The organism is Kribbella sp. NPDC031520 (genome assembly GCF_055580825.1).
The window spans coordinates 990,836-1,009,977 of sequence record NZ_JBVIKS010000002.1 but is presented as its reverse complement, the minus strand read 5'-3'; the positions used below and the strand labels follow the sequence as shown (position 1 = coordinate 1,009,977).

Sequence of the window (19,142 nt, the reverse complement as noted above, 5' to 3'; positions counted from 1 at the left end):
GCCTGATCAACATGGCGACCCGCACGTCTTCCCCGGCGCGGGCGCAGAAGTCGGCAGCCAAACGGCCGAGCACGGCCCGTTCGGCTGCTGGTGGACGCTCCCGTCCGTCAGGCGCCCAGAAGCGTGGGCAGAGCTCCAAGCGCGGCGGATCATCCGCGGCGCGGACCAGCACGCCCAAGAACAGCGGACCAGGACCGTTCGCGGCCGCCATGCTCGCGCTCGGCCGCGGGGTCGTGAAGGTCTGGATCGGCATCGCCCATCTGCTCGGCAGCATGGTGCGGGGGATCGGCCACAGCGCCCGCGACCTGGAGCCGGAACACCGCCGTGACGGCGCCGGCCTGTTCCTGATCGGCCTGGCCGTCGTGGTGGCCGCCGCGATCTGGTGGGACCTGCCCGGCTCGGTCGGCAACGCCGTACGGACAGTGGTGGGCGGCAGCATCGGCATGCTCGGTTGGGCGCTGCCGCTGATGCTCGTGGTGATCGCGGTCCGCACCCTGCGGCACCCGGACCGCAACGGTCCCGCCGGTCGTCAGGTGATCGGGTGGACCGCGGTCTGCCTCGGCGTCCTCGGCCTGATCCACATCGCCAACGGCCTGCCCCGGCCGAACAACCCGGCCGACGGCCCGCTCCGCGACGCCGGCGGCGCCATCGGGTACTTCATCTCCTCGTTCCTCTCCGACCTGCTCACGCAGTACGTCGCCGCCCCGCTGCTGGTGCTGCTGTCGATCTTCGGCGCCCTGGTGATCACGGGTACGCCGGTGTACGCGATCCCGCTGCGCTTCCGCGCCGCCTTCGACGTACTGATGGGCCGCACCGAGCTGCCGGCGGACGCGCCGTCTGTCCAGGGCGCGCCGACCGACGACACGGTCCGCCTCACCCGCAAGCAGCGCCGCGCGAAGGCCGAGCTCGAGGACGACAACGACCCGACCGTCAAGCCGTACGACTCGCCCGTCCTCGAGGCAGCGCCCAAGCGTGGCCGCAAGACCAAGTCCAAGGCTGCCGACGAGGAGCCGTACGACGTCGACGGCGCCACCGACGCCCCCTTCGAGCCGTCCTTCGAGGCCCCGGCCGCCGCGCCCGAGAAGCCGTCCGCGCCGCCGGAACCGCCGCCGCACACCCCGCTGCCGCAGCGCGTCGAACAGCTGAGCCTGTCCGGCGACATCACGTACACGCTGCCCGACGGGCAGATGCTGAAGCCCGGCTCGGTGCACAAGGCCCGTACCAAGGCGTCCGACCAGGTCGTCGACCGGCTGACCGAGGTGTTCGACCAGTTCGGCATCGACGCCCAGGTCACCGGCTACACGCGTGGCCCGACAGTCACCCGGTACGAGGTCGAGCTCGGCTCCGCGGTGAAGGTCGAGAAGGTCACCGCGCTGTCCAAGAACATCGCCTACGCGGTGGCGTCGGCCGACGTACGCATCCTGTCGCCGATCCCGGGCAAGTCCGCGATCGGTATCGAGATCCCGAACACCGACAAGGAGATCGTCAGCCTCGGCGACGTGATCCGCTCGGCGACTGCCCGCAACGACCACCACCCGATGGTGGCCGGCCTGGGCAAGGACGTCGAGGGCGGCTTCGTGGTCGCGAACATGGCGAAGATGCCGCACCTGCTGGTCGCCGGCGCGACCGGTTCCGGCAAGTCGTCGTTCGTCAACTCGCTGATCACCTCGATCCTGATGCGCGCCACGCCCGACGAGGTACGGATGATCCTGGTCGACCCGAAGCGGGTCGAGCTGAACAACTACGAGGGCATCCCGCACCTGATCACGCCGATCATCACCAACGCCAAGAAGGCCGCCGAGGCGCTGCAGTGGGTCGTCCGCGAGATGGACATGCGGTACGACGACCTCGCGGCGTTCGGGTTCCGGCACGTCGACGACTTCAACAAGGCGGTGCGCGGCGGCAAGGTGAAGCCGCCGCCGGGGTCGGAGCGCGTGCTCACGCCGTACCCGTACCTGCTGGTGATTGTCGACGAGCTCGCCGACCTGATGATGGTCGCACCGCGCGACGTCGAGGACTCGATCGTCCGGATCACCCAGCTCGCGCGGGCCGCCGGCATCCACCTGGTGCTCGCCACCCAGCGGCCGTCGGTGGACGTCGTCACCGGTCTGATCAAGGCGAACGTCCCGTCCCGGCTCGCGTTCGCGACCTCGTCGCTCGCTGACAGCCGGGTCATCCTCGACCAGCCCGGCGCGGAGAAGCTGGTCGGTCAGGGTGACGGCCTGTTCCTGCCGATGGGCGCGAGCAAGCCGATGCGGATCCAGGGGGCCTGGGTCACCGAATCCGAGATCCGCGGAGTGGTCGAGCACTGCAAGACGCAGCTCGAGCCGACGTACCGCGAGGACGTCACGGTCGCGGCCGGCCCGAGCAAGGATCTCGACGACGAGATCGGCGACGACCTCGACCTGGTGGTGCAGGCTGCCGAACTGATCGTTTCCACCCAGTTCGGCTCGACGTCGATGTTGCAGCGTAAGCTCCGCGTCGGTTTCGCCAAGGCCGGTCGGCTGATGGACATCCTGGAGAGCCGCGGCGTCGTCGGTCCCAGCGAAGGTTCGAAGGCCCGGGACGTCCTGGTCAAACCCGACGATCTAGAGGACTTCATCAGCACCCTCCGAGGAGAGTGAGACCGTGACCGCCGCGAGCGCACTGCCCAGGCAGGACCGATTCGACCTGGATCCCGAGCCGCTGCCATTCACCGTGCGCGCGTCCCAGAAGGTGCACGGCGGGCTGGCCGTCGGCGCGGCGCTGGTCGCGATCGGCTTCGCCGCGTCGGGATCCACCAGCCCGGCCGGGATCCTGCGCTGGATCGTGGCGGCCGCGTTCGCGGTCCTCGCGGTGGTCTGCGCGCGGGCGCTGACCGTGGGGGACATGCTGGTCGCCGACCAGGTCGGCATCCGGCTGCGCATCGGGGACGAGTGGGTGGGTACCCGGTGGGAGGACATCGAAGAGGTGACGGTCCTGCAGCGCCGGCACCCGCTCGACGACGGGCGGATCGCCGTACATCTGCAGGACCCCGGGCCGATCCTCGGTGCGATGCCGAGTTCGGCCCGCAAGACGACCGACGCGAACCGCCGACTGACTGGGTCCTCACTCGCGATACCGTTCGGGTTGACGGCCCGGCCGTCGAACGGGGAAGTGGTCCAGGCGCTGCACATGCTCGCGGATGCCCGGTGCCCGGTCAGAGAGCAACTCTGACCCGCGCGTGACCCCGCCGTACCGAGACCGTTGACCTGTTGGACCCCTGATGGACCCTCAGGGACATGGTGTCGGCGGTCCGATGACCGATGACCTGCAGCTCGGACGACCAGGAGAGGACGGTGGGACGTGAGCATCGGCAGCGATCTCAGGGCGGCCCGTGAACGGGCCGACATGACGATCGAGCAGCTGAGCGCCGCGACCAGGATCAGAACCGGGCTGCTGATCGCCATGGAGGCCGACGACTTCTCCCGCTGCGGCGGGAACTTCTACGCCCGCGGCCACATCCGCTCGATCGCCCGCGTGGTCAAGGCCGACCCTGCTCCGTTGCTCGCCACCTTCGACGCCGAACACGCCGCCGAGGAGGAGAAGTCCCGCCGCGAGGAACGCGCCGCGATCCGGAAACCCAAGCTCAACCCGGCCCGTCCCCGCTGGGCCGTCGTCGTCGGCGCGATCCTGGTCAGCCTGATGGGCTGGGGGATGGTCCGCCTGTTCACGCTCCCCAGCGACATCGAGGCGAACGCGTCGAAAACCACGACCACCACCGCCACGGTGACGACGCCGACCCCGAAGCCGGCGCCGCAGCCGACCGCCAAGCCCACCAAGAAGCCGTCAGCCAAGCCGCCGGTCCTCAAGGCCGAGCTGACCATGACGGCGAAGAACGACGGCACCTACCTGACGGTCCGCGACCGCACCAACCGCAAGCTCTTCCAGGGCCGCCTCAGCCCCGGCATCGCCCAGTCCGTCACCAGCGCCGGCGACATCCGCGTCCAGGTCGCCAACCCCAACAACCTGATCGTCGTCCTGAACGGCAAACGAATCCCCACTACCCTCACCAAGTTCACCGCCCACCCCAACGGCACCCTCACCAAAACCACCCCCAACTCCTGAACCCACCCTCCAGCGTCCTGTGTGAGCGCTTCGTGGGCTGCGGGTGTGTGACGTACTGAGTTAGGTGCCGACGTGTACGGCGCGTCATACTCGTGGGGATGAACACGCCACCCACCACCGTCGCCCTGGTCACGCTGGGCTGTGCCCGCAACGATGTCGACTCCGAAGAACTCGCCGGCCGCCTGGAAGCCGGCGGCTTCCGCCTCGTCGACGACGCCGCCGAGGCAGACACAGTGGTGGTGAACACCTGCGGCTTCGTCGAAGCCGCCAAGAAGGACTCGGTCGACACCCTCCTGGCCGCCGCCGACTACAAGGACTCAGGCCGCACCCAAGCCGTAGTCGCAGTCGGCTGCCTGGCCGAACGCTACGGCGAACAACTCGCCGAAGCCCTCCCCGAGACCGACGCAGTCCTCAGCTTCGACGACTACACCGACATCTCGGACCGCCTACGAGCGATCCTCGCCGGCAACAAACACCACCCCCACACCCCCCGAGACCGCCGCAAACTCCTCCCCCTGGCCCCCGCCGACCGGCACACAGCCCCCGCCATCTCCCTCCCCGGCCACGGCGACACCCCCACAACCCCCACCACCGGCACCATCGGTAGCGCCGCCACCTCCGCAGATAGCGCCACCACCGTCACGGGCACCTCCGCAACCTCGACAGATACCGCCACCGGCGCCACCGCCGCGGGTACCGCCACCGGGACGACCGGCCCCGCCGCAACGCCCGGCGCTGTGGCAACCGGGGGTGCTGGGATTGGGGAGCACATTCCGGAGGCGCTGCGGCCTGTGGGTAGTGCGGCGGCGAGCGGGTTGAAGGGGCGGTTCGTCACCGGCGCTCCGGAAGAGCTGAAGATCGACGCGCCCGACCTCGCGACCGCTCCCGCCAGCGGACCGCGGGTGATGCGCCGGCGCCTCGACGGCGGCCCGATGGCCCCGCTCAAACTCGCCTCCGGCTGCGACCGCCGTTGCGCGTTCTGCGCGATCCCGATGTTCCGCGGCGCGTTCATGTCCCGCCGCCCCGCCGAAGTACTCCGCGAAGCCGAGTGGCTGGCCGAGAACGACGTACGCGAGCTGTTCCTCGTCTCCGAGAACTCCACCTCGTACGGCAAGGACCTGGGCGACCTCCGCCTCCTCGAAACCCTCGTCGGCGAGATCGCCCAGGTGCCCGGCATCACCCGCGTACGGGTCTCCTACCTGCAACCCGCCGAGATGCGCCCGACGCTGATCGCCGCGATGACCTCCACTCCCGGCGTGGTCCCGTACTTCGACCTCTCCTTCCAGCACGCCTCCGGTCCGCTACTGCGCCGCATGCGCCGCTTCGGCGACTCCGAACGCTTCCTGGAGCTCATCGCCCAGGTCCGCGCCGCCGCCCCGACCGCCGGCATCCGCAGCAACGTCATCGTCGGCTTCCCCGGTGAGACCGAGGAGGACGTCGAGATCCTCTGCGACTTCCTCAGCCGCGCCGGCCTGGACGCGATCGGCGTCTTCGGCTACTCCGACGAGGACGGCACCGAAGCCGAAACGTACGACGGCAAACTCGACGAAGACACCATCGCCGCCCGCCTCGACCGGGTAACCCGCCTGGCCGAGGACCTCACCTCGGCCCGGGCCGAATCCCGAATCGGCGAACTCATCGAGGTCCTGGTGGAAACCATCGAACCCCCCGCCGACCCCATAGACGCCGCGACGACTTCCGCCGCGCCGACGTCCGCTGGGCTGACGGCCGAGGGGCGGGCGGCGCACCAGGGTCCCGAGGTGGACGGTACGACGACGGTGACGGGACTTCCGGAGGGGATCCGGGTAGGCGATCTGGTGTCCGCGAAGGTGGTGGCGAGCGACGGTGTCGACCTGATCGCCGAGTTCGCGGCACTCGTGGACACGCCAGACACCCGCCCGGCAGCTAATCTGACCGCGTGACCAACCCGCCGACCAACCCGGCGCCGCGCGCAGCAGGCGGACAACTCCACGCGCCCAGCGCCTGGAACCTGCCGAACGCGCTCACCGTCCTGCGGTTGGTTCTGGTCCCGCTCTTCGTCTGGCTCCTGCTCCGCGACGGTGGTCACGCCACCGGCGACCGTCTCCTCGCGACCGGGGCGTTCGTGGTCGCGATCGTCACGGACCGATTCGACGGTGATATCGCCCGTCGCTGGAACCTGGTCACCAACTTCGGCAAGATCGCCGACCCGATCGCCGACAAAGCCCTCACAGGAGCCGCCTTCCTGGGCCTCTCCTACCTGGGCGAACTCCCGTGGTGGGTCACGATCCTGGTGATGGTCCGCGAATGGGGTGTCACCGCGCTCCGCTTCTGGGTGATCCGCCACGGCGTCATGCCCGCCAGCCGAGGCGGCAAACTCAAAACCGTCCTTCAGGCCATCGCCCTGGGCCTCTACCTACTCCCATGGCAACACCTCGCCGTAGTCCACTGGCCTGCCGTAGCAATTATGGCCGCCGCAGTCCTGGTAACAGTCGTCACCGGCGTCGACTACCTGTCCCGAGCCCTCCACCTCCGAGCCGCCGCCAAACGCCCCCTCCCGTAAACGCGCTCAGCCGCGCGCCAGGAGCCCAGAGCTACCGGGGGATCAGCGTTGCGGGACGTCAGAGCCGGACCGGACTCGATGACCTGCAGCGCCTTGGCTGACTCACTCAACGCAACCGCGACGCGCCCGTACACCGGCGAAAGCTTCGCGCCCTCGCCTTCCCCGAATCGCCGGTACACCCGCGCGAGCGACCGCCCGCGCCACCACTTTTCGCGTTCCCAGCAAAGCTTCACCGCTCTCGGCCGCGAGGCCCGGAACCGTCTCGAGGCCATCAGCGATGCCGCGGCGGCCTCCGACTGCCTCGAACCGCACGACGCCGAGCAACTCATCGCCGATCTCGAACGTCTCGCCGACCGCACCGTGTCTGCCGGCTACTGACCGGCACCGTCCGGTACGGCGAGCAGCCGCGCAGCCCGTCGCCGTGCGTGTCAGCCAGCTCCTGGTGTTGAGTACAGGTACTGGTTGCGATGTGGAGGTGCCGGGTGGCTGGGGACGGGCTTGATGCGGCGGTCGGCCGACTCGTCGGCTTGTTGTTGGAACGCGGCGTGACGCTGGCGACGGCTGAGTCGTTGACGGGTGGGATGGTGGGTGCGGTTCTGACTGATGTGCCGGGGGTGTCGGCTGTGTATCGGGGCGGTGTCGTGGTGTACGCGACTGACCTGAAGGCCAAGCTCGCCGGGGTGCCGGAGGACCTGCTGGCCGCTGTGGGGCCGGTGCATCCGGACACGGCCGCCGCCTTGGCCAGCGGCGTACGGGAGCGTCTGGAGGCGGATTATGGCCTCGCGACGACCGGTGTGGCCGGTCCTGACCCGCAGGCCGGTGTCGAAGCCGGGACCGTGTACGTCGCGGCGGCCGGCCCGCGCTCGGTGAAGGTGCGGAAGCTGCAACTGGCCGGAGATCGTACGGCTGTCCGGCGGGGGAGTGTGCAGGCGGTCCTGGAACTCGGAGCCGCGGTTGTGGCGGAAGAACTCGACTGAACGGGGTGTTGGTACCAGCATGGTGACAGGTAAGGAAGACTGGCACGGCGCACCGAAGGTGGACATTGCGGGAAGTAGTGACCCAGCAGCAGGTACCGTTGGTTCCTACGGCCGAGCTACCGTGCGGGTAGACACGGCCGGACAGGCGGAAGGGAGAAACCTCATGGTGCTGGTTCGTGGCCTGCTGGGCGACGTGCTGCGGCGTAAGCGGCTGCGCCAGGGGCGCACTCTGCGCGAGGTATCCGCCGACGCCCGCGTCAGCCTCGGCTACCTGTCCGAGGTCGAGCGTGGCCAGAAGGAAGCCTCCAGTGAGTTGCTGGCGGCGATCTGCATGGCGCTCGACGTACCCCTGTCGACGGTCTTCGCCGAGGTGAGCGAGGATCTGGCCCGCGAAGAGGCACTGGTGCTGGCGCATCCGGCCATCGAGCCCGAGGTCGTGGCCTCGGCCGCCTGAGTCGCGGTTCATCGGGCTCCTCCGTACGGAGTCCGCCGGATGTCGGTCGGCCGGAAGAGTGGCGTCCGCCCCGGCCGGACGAGCTGCAGCGCGGGCAACGGAGGCCGGCCGGGCTGCCGGAACATCGTGTTCGCCGTGAACAGGTGGGTGGCCGAGTCCGGGAATCGCAGTAGCGCGGCGGTGTCCGGCGGCGGGAAGAAGCAGGACAGGTCGTCGCCCTCGTCGAACTCGGCACCGTCCATCACCGCCCAGGCCAGCGGCTTGAGGCTGAGGTGCGCGTACGCCGGCTCCTCCTCGAAGATGATGATTTCCGGATGCTCGTACAGACTGAGACCGAGCGTGTATCCGAAGGCGGGATTTCGGGCGCCGTCGCCCGAGACGTAAACCATCGCCCAGCCGTAGGTCTGGATCTTCTGCTCGAGCTCCTGGGCGTACTGCTCGTCGGTCAGGCCGCCACACAGATCGCACATCGCCATCTCCTCTCCGCGTCGAACAGTTGTTCGATGCGCCAGAGAAGGTATCCGCGTACGGCCGCTGTGGAGACGTTGTCCACAGGGCAATTTCCAGCCGGTCAGGCCTCGGGCTGACAGGCCGGGCACCAGTACGTGACGCGTTCGCGGGTTGGTTCCCCGAGCGAACCAGTGAGGATCGTCGCGCCGCAGCGGCGGCAGGGCTTGCCAGCCCGCTCGAACACCCAGGAGCGCTGGCCAGGGCGGTCGACTCCGGTGCTGACCTGAGTGCCGTTACGGACGTTGGCCTTCATCAGCTTCCGGCTCAGATCGATCGCGGCCGGTACGTCGACCGCCGAGACCGGCCGCCACGGGTGCAGCCCGAGCAGGAAACACACCTCGGTCCGGTAGAAGTTGCCGATTCCGGCCAGGTTGCGCTGGTCGAGCAGGGCCTCGCTGACGGTCCGTCCAGGATCGGACTCAACGTTCGAGATCGCCGTCGCGCGGTCGAACGTCTGCGACAGCAGATCCGGGCCGAGATGCCCGACCACGCTGCCCTCGTCGTCGGTAGCGACCAGGTCGAGCACCGGAAGCCGATAGCCGACCGCCGTCCAAGGCTCAGTGTCGAGAACCACCCGGATCTCGTGCGAGGGCCCGCCACGCCACTTCTCGCCAGGCCGGTACAGATGCCAGCTGCCGTCCATCCGGAAGTGACTGTGCAGCGTCAGCCCGCCGGACAGCCGCATCAGGATGTGCTTGCCGCGCGCAACGACTTCCAGGACTGTTCGCCGGCTCAGATCGGTCGTCGCGAGCGAGGGCACCCGGAAGTCCGTGCGGGTGAGCTCCTGGCCGGCGAGGGCTTGGTTCAGCCGCTTGCACGCCCGCCAGACGGTATCTCCCTCGGGCATCTACTCACGCCCGGAGCCGTAGCCCACGCGGCGTCGCGTGGAAGCCGGCCTTGGCCAGAGCATCCCCGAACGCCGTGTGCCGCACCTGTTCACCATCGGCCGTCTCCACACTCAGCTTGCCGAGCTGACCGTCCCGGATCGCCAGCGCCAGCGCGTCGACGGCCGGCTGCAAGAGGTCAGGGTCCTCGGTGAAACTCAGCACGGTCCGCCCGCCACGTTCGACGTACACGATCAGCTGCCCGTCGACCATCACGATCAATGCGCCGGCCTTCCGGCCCGGGCGGTGTCCGCCGGCGTTCTCCCGCTCAGGCCACGGCAGAGCAGCACCGTAAGGATTCGCCGGATCGGACGCAGCCAGTACGACGGCACGCACGGTCAGCTCGTCGTCCTTCCGGCCGCGACTCGCTCCGCCGGTACCTGGTCCGAACCGACCCGGTGGCCCGAACGGCCCTTCGGCCTTGGGCGTAGGTAATTCTGCCAGCGCGCGCAGCCGGTCGACCGCGCCGGGCAAGGCGAACTGCGCCGCACCCAGCCCCGCGACGAAGTACCCGCGCCTGCACCGCCCGGACTCCTCGAAGGCACTGAGCACCTTGTAAACGGCCGCGAACCCGCCAGGCGTGCGCTCGGTGATGACCGATCCACGCGTCACGATCCCGTAGCGGTCGAGCAGCGTCTCGGCCGCGGCATGCGCGCGCCGGGTCGCATCCGAACTGCGGGCCGGAAGCAACGACCACCGTCCACCCGCCGTCGGCGGACCGCTTCGCGACGGCATCGACGGACGCCCCGGTCGCGGGCGTCCCGGCCGCGCGCGTGGCGTCGTACGGCGGGTCCGATGGCTGCCGCGTCCGCCGCTGACGAGCGATCGGACCGGCGTCAACGTGTCGTTCGTCAGATACCCGGCCCAGACGAGATCCCAGAGGACGGTGACGAGCGCCTCGTCGTCCACAACGCCGGAGCTCGCCCCGATCACGTCGCTCAACTGCCGGAAGAAGAACGCTCCGCCCCCCGACAAGGCGTCGAGCACTGCCTGATGAGTCTCGCTCAGCTCGAACGCCGGATCCGGGTCCGGCAACGTCAGGTCGCAGTTGTCCGCGAGGTGCAGGGACACCCAACCGTCCGTCCCAGGCAGCGAACCCGAGCCGGCCCACACCACCTCGCCGGTCGCCGTCAGCTCGTCCAGCATCGACGGCTGATACCCAGGCACCCGCGACGGCAGCACGATCGACTCGAGCGCGGACGCCGGCACGGCGCATCCGGCGAGCTGCTCGACCGCGGCGACGAGCACGTCGTAGCCACGGCCGCGCCCGCTGGTGATGCCTTGCCACGCGGGAAGGAAGCGGGCCAGCGCCGACGGATCGACCGGCTCGACCTCCTTGCGCAGTGCCGCGAGCGACCGCCGCCGGAGGAGCCTGAGCACCTCGCTGTCACACCATTCGAGCGCGATCCCGCCCGGCAGGAACTCGCCCTCGACGACTCGGCCGGCCGCACCCAGACGCCGCAAAGCCTCGCTGACGACCGCGACGCCGATCCCGAGGTGCGTCGCGAGATCGATCGCCCGGAACGGGCCGTGCGTGCGTGCATACCTGGACACGAGGTCGCCGAGCGGATCGGCGACCGGCTCGGCATGCGCCTCGGCAACCCCGGGCGGCAGCGGGACGCCGAGAGCGTCGCGCAATCGCGCAACATCCTCGACAACCGCCCACCGGTGCTCACCCGCGATCCGCACCCGCACGACGCGGCGCGCTGCCGCCAAGGACGTCAGCCACGTTTCCGCGTCCGAGCCGTCGACGCAGCGCTGGAGAGCCTCCGGCAACGACAGCGGCCCGACGATGCGCAGTACGTCGAACAGGCCCTCGGCATCACGGGCACGACGGTCCTCCGCCAGGCGTTGCAGCTCGGCCTCGGTACGCAGTACGACCTCGGCGTCGAGCAGTTCACGTAGCTCGGTCCGGCCGAGCAGCTCGGCCAGCAGACTCTGGTCCAGTGCGAGCGCCGCGGCACGCTTCTCGGCAAGCGGGCTGTCGCCTTCGTACATGAACGCGCCCACGTAGCCGAACAGCAAGGACTTCGCGAACGGCGACGCCTCGGCCGTCTCGACCTCGACGACGGAGATCCGGCGTTCGCTGATCCCGGTCAGCAGATCCTTCAGCGCGGGCAGGTCGTACACGTCCTGCAAGACCTCGCGCAGCGTCTCCAGCACGATCGGGAACGAGCCGAACTTGCTCGCCACACTCAACAACTGTGACGCCCGCTGCCGCTGCTGCCACAGCGGTGATCGCCGGCCCGGATTGCGCCGAGGCAACAGCAACGCCCGCGCCGCACATTCCCGGAACCGCGCCGCGAACAACGCCGACCCACCAACCTCGGTGGTGACGAGATCCTCGATGTCGGCCGGATCGAACAACACCAGCTCCGCACCGGGCGGCGCCTCGTCCGTCTCGGGCAGCCGCAGCACGATCCCGTCGTCGCCCGAGACCGACTGCGCGTCCATCCCGTAGCGATCGCGGAGCCGCGCGGCGATCGCCAGCGCCCACGGCCCGTGTACCTGACCGCCGTACGGCGAGTGCACGCAGACGCGCCAGTCGCCGAGTTCGTCACGGAACCGCTCCACCACGATGGTCACGTCGTCCGGCACGCGGCTGGTCGCGTCGCGCTGCTCGGCGAGATAGGAGACGAGATTGTTGGCGGCGTACTCGTCGAGGCCCGCGGTCCGCGCGCGCTCGACGGCCTTGGCCGCAGGCAGTGACGCCATCTTGCGGACGAATGCCCCGGTCGCTGCACCGAGCTCCGCCGGACGCCCGACGGCATCGCCCTTCCAGAACGGAAGCCTGCCCGGCTGACCCGGCGCGGGGGAGACCAGCACCCGGTCGTGGGTGATGTCCTCGATCCGCCAGCTGGACGCGCCGAGCGTGAACACATCGCCGACGCGTGACTCGTACACCATCTCCTCGTCGAGCTCGCCGACGCGATGGTTGGTCGACTCGCCGACCAGGAACACACCGAACAGACCGCGATCGGGAATCGTGCCGCCGCTCGTCACCGCGAGCCGCTGCGCACCCGGCCGCCCCGAGATCTCGCCACTGACCCGGTCGAACACGATCCGGGGCCTCAGCTCGGCGAACTCGTCCGACGGGTAGCGGCCGGACAGCATGTCGAGCACGCCGTCGTACGCCGATCTCGGCAGCGTCGCGAATGGCGCGCAACGCCGTACCAGAGCGAAGAGGTCGTCCACGTTGATCGAGTCGAGGGACACGATCGACACGATCTGCTGGGCGAGCACGTCGAGGGGGTTCGCCGGGATGTGCAGGCTTTCGATCAGGCCGTCGCGCATCCGCTGGACGACGACCGCGGTGTCGATCAGATCGCCGCGGAACTTGGGGAACAGCACGCCACGCGAGACGGCACCGACCTGGTGACCCGCCCGGCCGACGCGCTGCAGCCCGCTGGCCACCGACGGCGGCGCCTCGACCTGGATCACCAGATCGACCGCCCCCATGTCGATCCCGAGCTCGAGGCTGCTCGTCGCCACCACGCACGGCAGCCGGCCGGACTTCAGATCGGCCTCGATCAGCGCCCGTTGCTCCTTGCTCACCGAGCCGTGATGGGCGCGCGCGATCAACGGCGGCGCCGCGAGCGAGCCGCCTGACTGGGCCATCAACTGAGCGGGCGAACCGAGCTCCGGGAGCTCCAGCTCGGCGCGCTCCGCGGCGATCTCGTTCAGCCGGGCGGTCAGGCGTTCGGCGAGACGGCGTGAGTTCGCGAAGACGATCGTGGACTTGTGCCGGCTGATCAGATCGAAGACCTGCTCCTCGACGTGCGGCCAGATCGAAGCGTGCTGCTGTGGCCCGGCCGCCGATCCCGAAGTCTCCACCTCGGTCGCGGCGAGCTCGGCCATGTCCTCGACCGGTACGACGACGCTGAGGTCCCACTGCTTCACGAACTTGGGCTGCACGACCGTGACCGGCCGCTCGCCGCCGAGGAACCGCGCGACCTCCTCCACCGGTCGCACCGTCGCCGACAGACCGATCCGCTGCGTCGGCTTCGGCAACAGTTCGTCGAGCCGTTCGAGAGTGAGCGCGAGATGTGCGCCCCGCTTGGTCCCCGCGACCGCGTGGACCTCGTCGACGATGACGGTCTCGACACCGCGCAACGACTCGCGGCCTTGTGACGTCAGGAGAAGGAACAAGGACTCGGGTGTCGTGATGAGTACGTCGGAGGGCCGCGTGGCGAACCGGCGCCGCTCGTTCGCCGGGGTGTCGCCGGACCGAACGGCGACCTCGACGTCGATCGGGGCCTCTCCGAGCCGGCGCGCGGTCTCGCGGATGCCGATCAGCGGCGCGCGGAGGTTGCGTTCGACGTCGACGGCGAGCGCCTTCAGCGGTGACACGTACAGCACGCGGCAGCGCAGCTTCGGGTCCTCCGGTGGTGGCGTCGTCGCCAGCCGGTCCAGCGCCCACAGGAAGGCGGCCAGCGTCTTTCCTGAGCCGGTCGGGGCGACCACCAGCGCGTCCCGGCCCGCGGTGATGGCGTCCCACGCCTCGAGCTGGGCCGGGGTGGCCGCCTCGAAGACGTCGCCGAACCACGCCCGGGTCGCGGGCGAGAACCGGCTCAACGCGCTGGTCTTCTTCACGCCGACCATCTTGCCGGGTGCCTCCGACAGTTTTCACGTGCTGGTTCCGTCCACCGCCCGATCGGGCGTCCGTCGCCGACCGTGAGCACGCGGTTTCCGTCCGGTGCGCGTTTTGTCCCCGTCGTCTGGAATGATCGGCAACATGATGAACCGCGTACGTGCAGCCCTCGTCGTCGTGGCCTGCCTGGTCGGTTTGACCGGGTGCGTCAAGATCGACGGGGACCTGAAGGTCGGGTCGAACGAGACGGTTTCGGGCTCGATGAAGATCGGCGTGGACAAGCAGCTGTTGCAGTCCAGCGGCCAGTCCCTGGACAAGATCCGCCAGGAGATCGAGAGCAGCATCAAGACGTCCGCGACCGAGGGCGTCACCTGCAAGTCCTACGAGGACAGCAAGTACGTCGGCTCGGACTGCACCTTCTCGAACGTGCCCTTCGACAAGATGGGCGGCGCGAGCGAGGACGGCGTCGGCTTCCGCAAGGAGGGCGACAAGGTCAAGGTCTCGGTGAACGGCGGCAACGTCGGCAACCTGCCGGCGGGCAGCAGCCAGCCTGAGGTGAACTTCAAGATCACCATGCCGGGCAGGATCCTCGAGCACGACGACGGTGCCAAGGTCAGCGGCCGGACGGCGACGTACGACAGCCTCGACAAGCTCGCGAAGATCTCGCTGACCTCCGAGGCCAGCAGCGGGTTCCCGGCGTGGGCGCTGATCCTGATCATCGTGGTGCTGTTGCTGGTGATCGCCGCGGTCGTGTTCTTCGTTCTGCGCAGCCGCAAGAGCAAGGGGCAGCAGGGGTACGGCCAGCCGTTCCCAGGGCAGTACCCGGGCCAGCCTGGGCAGTACGGGGGTCCGCAGGGGCAGTACCAGCAGGGGTACGGCCAGCAGCAGTACGGTCAGCCAGGCCCTGGCGGGCAGTACCCGGGTCAGCCTGGGCAGTACGGGGGACCGCAGGGCCAGCCGGGGCAGTACGGCGGACCGCAGGGCCAGCCGGGGCAGTACCCGGGCCAGCCGCAGCAGGGGGAGCCGCCGTACGGCGGTCAGCCTGGTCAGCCTGGCCGGCCGCAGTACCCTGGGCAGCCTCAGCAGGGGCAGTGGGGTCCGCCTCAGCAGCAGCCGCCGCAGCAGGGGCAGCCACCTCAGCAGGGGCAGCCACCTCAGCAGGGGCAGCCACCTCAGCAGGGGCAGCCACCTCAGCAGGGGCAGCCGCCGCAGCAGGGGCAGCCACCTCAGCAGGGGCAGCCGCCGCAGCAAGGTGGTTGGGGTCAGCAACAGCAGGGTGGTCCGTCGGCGCCTCAGCAGGGGCAGCAGGGCGGCTGGGGACCGCCGAAGGATGACGACGGGCAGGCATGAGACTGACGGAATTCTGGGCACGGATGGATCACCATCTCGGTCCCGCGTACGCACGGACCTGGGCAGAGACCCAGGTGGTCCAGGAGCTCAACGGCCGTACGGTCGTCGAGGCCCTGGCCGACGGTGAGACCGCCAAGGTGGTGTGGCGCGCTGTGTGGGCGCACCTGAACCTTCCGCCCAGCGAACGCTGATGCCCAAGGCAACGAACGTGGTGGGTGCCGCCCGTCAGCCGGTCCATCCGGTGCGGGCGGCCCACTCCTCGGCAGGTAGATAGACGAGATCGCAGACCGGGTCCTTGAGGTCGCTGTAGTCACCGATCTCGAGCCGGAGCGTGGCCGCGTACTGCTTGAACGCGCCGTACGCCCGGGCCGTCTCCGGATGACTGCGCAGGTAGTCGCGGAACAGCAGCGCGTACCGCTGGTTGGCGCGGCCGGCCACGCGGATGTGCAGGTTGACCCTGCGCCGGTACATCGGTTCGACGAGCATCCGCTTCACCCACTGGCCCTCGTCCGTGGGCAGGCCCGGTACCGGGTGATCGCGCCGCGGCGGGCGGAGCTCCCAGTCAGCGGCGACCATCCGCTGCGCCACGTCGTCCAGTTCCGGCTCGGTCGCGACGGTGACCTGGATGTCGAGGATGTCCTTGGCGGGCAGGCCTGGCACCGAGGTGGACCCGATGTGGTCGATCCGCTGCGCCAGGTCGCCCAGCACACCACCGATCGTGTACGCGGTCTTCTGGTACTGCGCGGGCCAGGTCTCGTCCGGCCGCACGATGACGATCCCAGTCATGCTCAGAATCATCTCAGGAGTGAGGTGAGCGGCCCAGCGGTCAGATCGGTTTGACCCGGAACGTGCTGTCGGTAAGCAGGTCCGCCGCCTCGTACGCCGCCTTCTTGATCCCCTTGCGCTCGTCGAAGAACCCGCCGACGACCCCGACGCCCGGGAACTTCCCGATGAACCTGGCGCCGAGACTGCCCCGCGGACGCTCCTCGAACACCTCGCTGAGCCCGCCGAACAGTTTGCTGAGCCGCCACACCAACCGGACGCCCTTGCGCAGGCCCATGTCCTTCGAAACCTCGTCGAGGCCCAGCTGCTCGGCGACGTCCTTGCCGGCGACCTCGGGATCGTCGTACTTGAAGACCTCGTCGGGGGTGATCGGCCGATCGGTGAGTACCCGGGCGATGATCGCCGTACGGTCGGCGTGTTCCTCCACGCCGTACTCGCGGCAGACCGCCCCGATCACCATCGCCTGTACCGCGGCGCCGAGGGTGTCCTTCATCGGCAGCCGGTCCGCCGCCGCGCCGCTGAGCCGGGGGAGTCCGGCGACGACCGCGGCGAACCCGCCGAGACGCTCGACCCACCAGTCGCAGCGTTTGGCCAGCGGGAGCGTCGGCCACTCCTCGTGACCCGGTACCTTCATCTGCAGGAGGCGGTCGATCGCGAGGATCAGGCCCTTCTCGGCGAGGTTCGGCTGCTCCTGCTCGGAGTACTCGGTGAGGTAGCTGCGGATGCCGAAGGGGTCCTGGGTACGGAGCGCGTCGAGGACGTGGTCGATGCCGAGTTCGACGCGGCTGATCGCGAGGACCACGGCGGAATCGGGGACGTCGGGCCGGTCTGTCACACCCGCAAGGGTAGGGATCCGATGGGGCAGGACGGCTGTCCGGTCAGGCTTCGGCGTGTCAGTTGTGATTCGAACACGTGTTCGGGATACTTTGGTCTCCGGAAGGTGTCACGACGGCCGAGTTGTCCACAGATTCGAAGTGGCGGCGAAAACTGTCGGAGGCAACGAATACCTTCTCTGGCGACAACGAAGTTCCTTCGGGCGGCCGGTGCGCTGCCCCGGATTATCAGATGGGTCAGGTGGCAGTCACATGGCGGGTGCAGCGAGTGCGGAGCGCGCGGTGGCCGATCGCGAGAAGGCGCTTGCGACCGCGCTGACGCAGATCGAGCGGCAGTGCGGCAAGGGATCGGTGATGCGCCTCGGGGAGCAGAACAGGCCACCGATCGAGGTCATCCCGACCGGCTCGATCTCGCTCGACATCGCGCTCGGGATCGGCGGTCTGCCGCGCGGCCGCGTGGTCGAGATCTACGGCCCGGAATCCTCCGGTAAGACGACGGTCGCCCTGCACGCGGTCGCGAACGCCCAGCGGGCCGGCGGCATCGCGGCGTTCATCGACGCCGAGCACGCGCTCGATCCGGAGTACGCGCGGAAGTTGGGCGTCGACACCGACGCACTGCTGGTCTCGCAGCCCGACTCCGGCGAGCAGGCGCTGGAGATCGCCGACATGCTGGTCCGCTCCGGCGCGATCGACATCGTCGTGATCGACTCGGTGGCCGCGCTGGTGCCTCGCGCCGAGATCGAGGGCGAGATGGGCGACAGTCACGTCGGTCTGCAGGCCCGGCTGATGAGCCAGGCGCTGCGGAAGATGACCGGTGCGGTGAGCGGGACGAACACGACCGCGATCTTCATCAACCAGTTGCGCGAGAAGATCGGCGTGATGTTCGGCTCCCCGGAGACGACGACCGGTGGTAAGGCGCTGAAGTTCTACGCGTCGGTGCGGCTGGACGTTCGCCGGATCGAGTCGCTCAAGGACGGCTCCGACGTGGTCGGCAACCGGACCCGCGTCAAGGTCGTGAAGAACAAGGTGGCCCCGCCGTTCAAGCAGGCCGAGTTCGACATCATCTACGGCCAGGGCATCAGCCGTGAGGGCAGCCTGCTCGACCTCGGTGTGGACCAGGGCTTCGTCCGCAAGGCCGGCGCCTGGTTCACGTACGAGAGCGACCAGCTCGGCCAGGGCCGGGAGAACGCGCGGAACTTCCTCCGCGACAACCCCGATCTGGCCAACGAGCTGGAGAAGAAGATCAAGGAGAAGATGGGCATCGGCCCGACGCTCGACCAGCCGGCCGACGCGGCCGCGGCCGAGGTCGATGTCGACTTCTGATCGACCCTCCGCGGACGGCAGCGTCCCCCGGCAGCTCTCAGCTGCCGACGACGCTGCCCCCGCGGCGCTGTCCCTGCCCCACGACGAACGCCTCGCCCTGGCCCGCAAACTCCTGGCTGACGGCACGTCGGCGGCTCCCGCTGGAGAGCGGACATCGTTCCGCCGTACGACAACTCAACGAGCAGCCGAGGAACGGGGCACGCCGGGGTCCATCACCGCGGGCGAGAACGACGATCCGTCAAGAGCCTCGGCGGGTCGGTCGGCGCGATCGGACGACGAGCCGTCCGCCAGGCGGCGAAGCGCACGTAGTACACGCGGTCGTGGCGCGGCCCGGTCGGACTCCGAGGACTTCTTGGAGGACGGCGACCGGAACAACGCACGCCCGCGCCCAGGCTCCATCAAACGAACGGCCGGCAACGTCGACCCGTGGGACGAGCCTTCATCGGACCAGCCTCAAAACCCGGGTGAGCGCGGTCGACAGAAGTCCCAGGGTCGCACCGGTTCTTCCCGTGAGACTGCTGAGCCGCGGCCCGGCAAGGATTCTGTACGCCGGCGTGCTGAGCAGCCTGTTGAGAACTCTGCCCGTCAGGATGCTGGGGCGGGTAGCGAGGACCCAGAAGGCCGGGATGTTTGGGGGTCGCCGTCGAAGCATGAGCAGGTTCGGGAGACGGGCCGTCGGGTCGTGCCGGAGGCAGATCCGACTGACCCGTGGGGCGACGACGACGCTCAGACCGTACGAACCTTCAAGGCACAAGCCGAGGACCGGCTGGCCGCGGCCCGCGCCTTCGCCGATGACCAACCGTTGCCCA

At 69.3% G+C, this 19,142-nt stretch carries 16 protein-coding genes; 11 read left to right on the top strand and 5 right to left on the bottom strand.

From position 1 onward, the window contains the following. The first annotated feature begins 11 nt into the window (after window positions 1–11). The 8 genes from ACZ5BU_RS13515 (at window position 12) to ACZ5BU_RS13480 (ending at window position 8,059) form a co-directional block, all read left to right on the top strand. Window positions 12–2,624 (top strand): FtsK/SpoIIIE family DNA translocase, encoded by a 2,613-nt coding sequence (locus ACZ5BU_RS13515; RefSeq protein ID WP_465698582.1) that lies wholly within the window; start codon window positions 12–14, stop codon window positions 2,622–2,624. 4 nt (window positions 2,625–2,628) lie between these two features. Beyond that, complete coding sequence (locus ACZ5BU_RS13510) at window positions 2,629–3,195, top strand: hypothetical protein (protein ID WP_465698580.1); 567 nt, start codon at window positions 2,629–2,631, stop codon at window positions 3,193–3,195. 129 nt (window positions 3,196–3,324) lie between these two features. Beyond that, the gene (locus ACZ5BU_RS13505) at window positions 3,325–4,086 is read left to right on the top strand and encodes a RodZ domain-containing protein (RefSeq protein ID WP_465698578.1); all 762 of its coding nucleotides are present in this window, start codon (window positions 3,325–3,327) and stop codon (window positions 4,084–4,086) included. Between the two features lie 98 nt (window positions 4,087–4,184). After that, window positions 4,185–6,008, top strand: coding sequence for a MiaB/RimO family radical SAM methylthiotransferase (locus tag ACZ5BU_RS13500; protein WP_465698576.1), 1,824 nt, complete (start codon window positions 4,185–4,187; stop codon window positions 6,006–6,008). Continuing rightward, the gene (pgsA, locus tag ACZ5BU_RS13495) at window positions 6,005–6,628 is read left to right on the top strand and encodes a CDP-diacylglycerol--glycerol-3-phosphate 3-phosphatidyltransferase (RefSeq protein WP_465698574.1); all 624 of its coding nucleotides are present in this window, start codon (window positions 6,005–6,007) and stop codon (window positions 6,626–6,628) included. The genes ACZ5BU_RS13500 and pgsA overlap by 4 nt, the downstream gene beginning before the upstream one ends. 48 nt (window positions 6,629–6,676) lie before the next feature. Beyond that, window positions 6,677–7,006 (top strand): hypothetical protein, encoded by a 330-nt coding sequence (locus tag ACZ5BU_RS13490; protein ID WP_465698572.1) that lies wholly within the window; start codon window positions 6,677–6,679, stop codon window positions 7,004–7,006. A gap of 89 nt (window positions 7,007–7,095) precedes the next feature. Then, complete coding sequence (locus ACZ5BU_RS13485) at window positions 7,096–7,605, top strand: CinA family protein (protein WP_465698570.1); 510 nt, start codon at window positions 7,096–7,098, stop codon at window positions 7,603–7,605. A gap of 163 nt (window positions 7,606–7,768) precedes the next feature. After that, complete coding sequence (locus tag ACZ5BU_RS13480) at window positions 7,769–8,059, top strand: helix-turn-helix domain-containing protein (RefSeq protein ID WP_167213467.1); 291 nt, start codon at window positions 7,769–7,771, stop codon at window positions 8,057–8,059. 8 nt (window positions 8,060–8,067) lie between these two features. On the opposite strand, the gene ACZ5BU_RS13475 is transcribed toward ACZ5BU_RS13480, so the two are convergent. From ACZ5BU_RS13475 to ACZ5BU_RS13465, 3 genes are all read right to left on the bottom strand, one after another. Then, window positions 8,068–8,529: a DUF4262 domain-containing protein gene (locus ACZ5BU_RS13475; RefSeq protein WP_465698568.1), complete on the bottom strand. Its 462-nt coding sequence runs from the start codon at window positions 8,527–8,529 to the stop codon at window positions 8,068–8,070. Between the two features lie 101 nt (window positions 8,530–8,630). Further along, window positions 8,631–9,416 carry an Fpg/Nei family DNA glycosylase gene (locus ACZ5BU_RS13470; protein WP_465698566.1) on the bottom strand — a complete coding sequence of 262 codons (786 nt, stop codon included), beginning with the start codon at window positions 9,414–9,416 and terminating at the stop codon, window positions 8,631–8,633. Between the two features lie 4 nt (window positions 9,417–9,420). Next, entirely contained in the window at window positions 9,421–14,055 is a 4,635-nt protein-coding gene (locus ACZ5BU_RS13465) for an ATP-dependent helicase (RefSeq protein WP_465698564.1), read from the bottom strand. Between the two features lie 133 nt (window positions 14,056–14,188). On the opposite strand from ACZ5BU_RS13465, the gene ACZ5BU_RS13460 reads away from it, so the two are divergent. Beyond that, entirely contained in the window at window positions 14,189–15,394 is a 1,206-nt protein-coding gene (locus tag ACZ5BU_RS13460; RefSeq protein ID WP_465698562.1) for an LppM family (lipo)protein, read from the top strand. Further along, on the top strand, window positions 15,391–15,585 hold the full coding sequence (locus ACZ5BU_RS13455; RefSeq protein ID WP_465698560.1) for a DUF3046 domain-containing protein: 195 nt from the start codon (window positions 15,391–15,393) through the stop codon (window positions 15,583–15,585). The genes ACZ5BU_RS13460 and ACZ5BU_RS13455 overlap by 4 nt, the downstream gene beginning before the upstream one ends. 34 nt (window positions 15,586–15,619) lie before the next feature. Here the strand turns inward: ACZ5BU_RS13455 and ACZ5BU_RS13450 are convergent, their stop codons facing one another. Continuing rightward, window positions 15,620–16,180 (bottom strand): GrpB family protein, encoded by a 561-nt coding sequence (locus tag ACZ5BU_RS13450; RefSeq protein ID WP_465698559.1) that lies wholly within the window; start codon window positions 16,178–16,180, stop codon window positions 15,620–15,622. Between the two features lie 40 nt (window positions 16,181–16,220). Continuing rightward, on the bottom strand, window positions 16,221–17,012 hold the full coding sequence (locus ACZ5BU_RS13445; protein WP_465698557.1) for a hypothetical protein: 792 nt from the start codon (window positions 17,010–17,012) through the stop codon (window positions 16,221–16,223). A 250-nt stretch (window positions 17,013–17,262) separates the two neighbouring features. Between ACZ5BU_RS13445 and recA the strand changes: the two genes are divergently transcribed. Next, on the top strand, window positions 17,263–18,333 hold the full coding sequence (gene recA, locus ACZ5BU_RS13440; RefSeq protein WP_465698555.1) for a recombinase RecA: 1,071 nt from the start codon (window positions 17,263–17,265) through the stop codon (window positions 18,331–18,333). Window positions 18,334–19,142 lie beyond the last annotated feature (809 nt).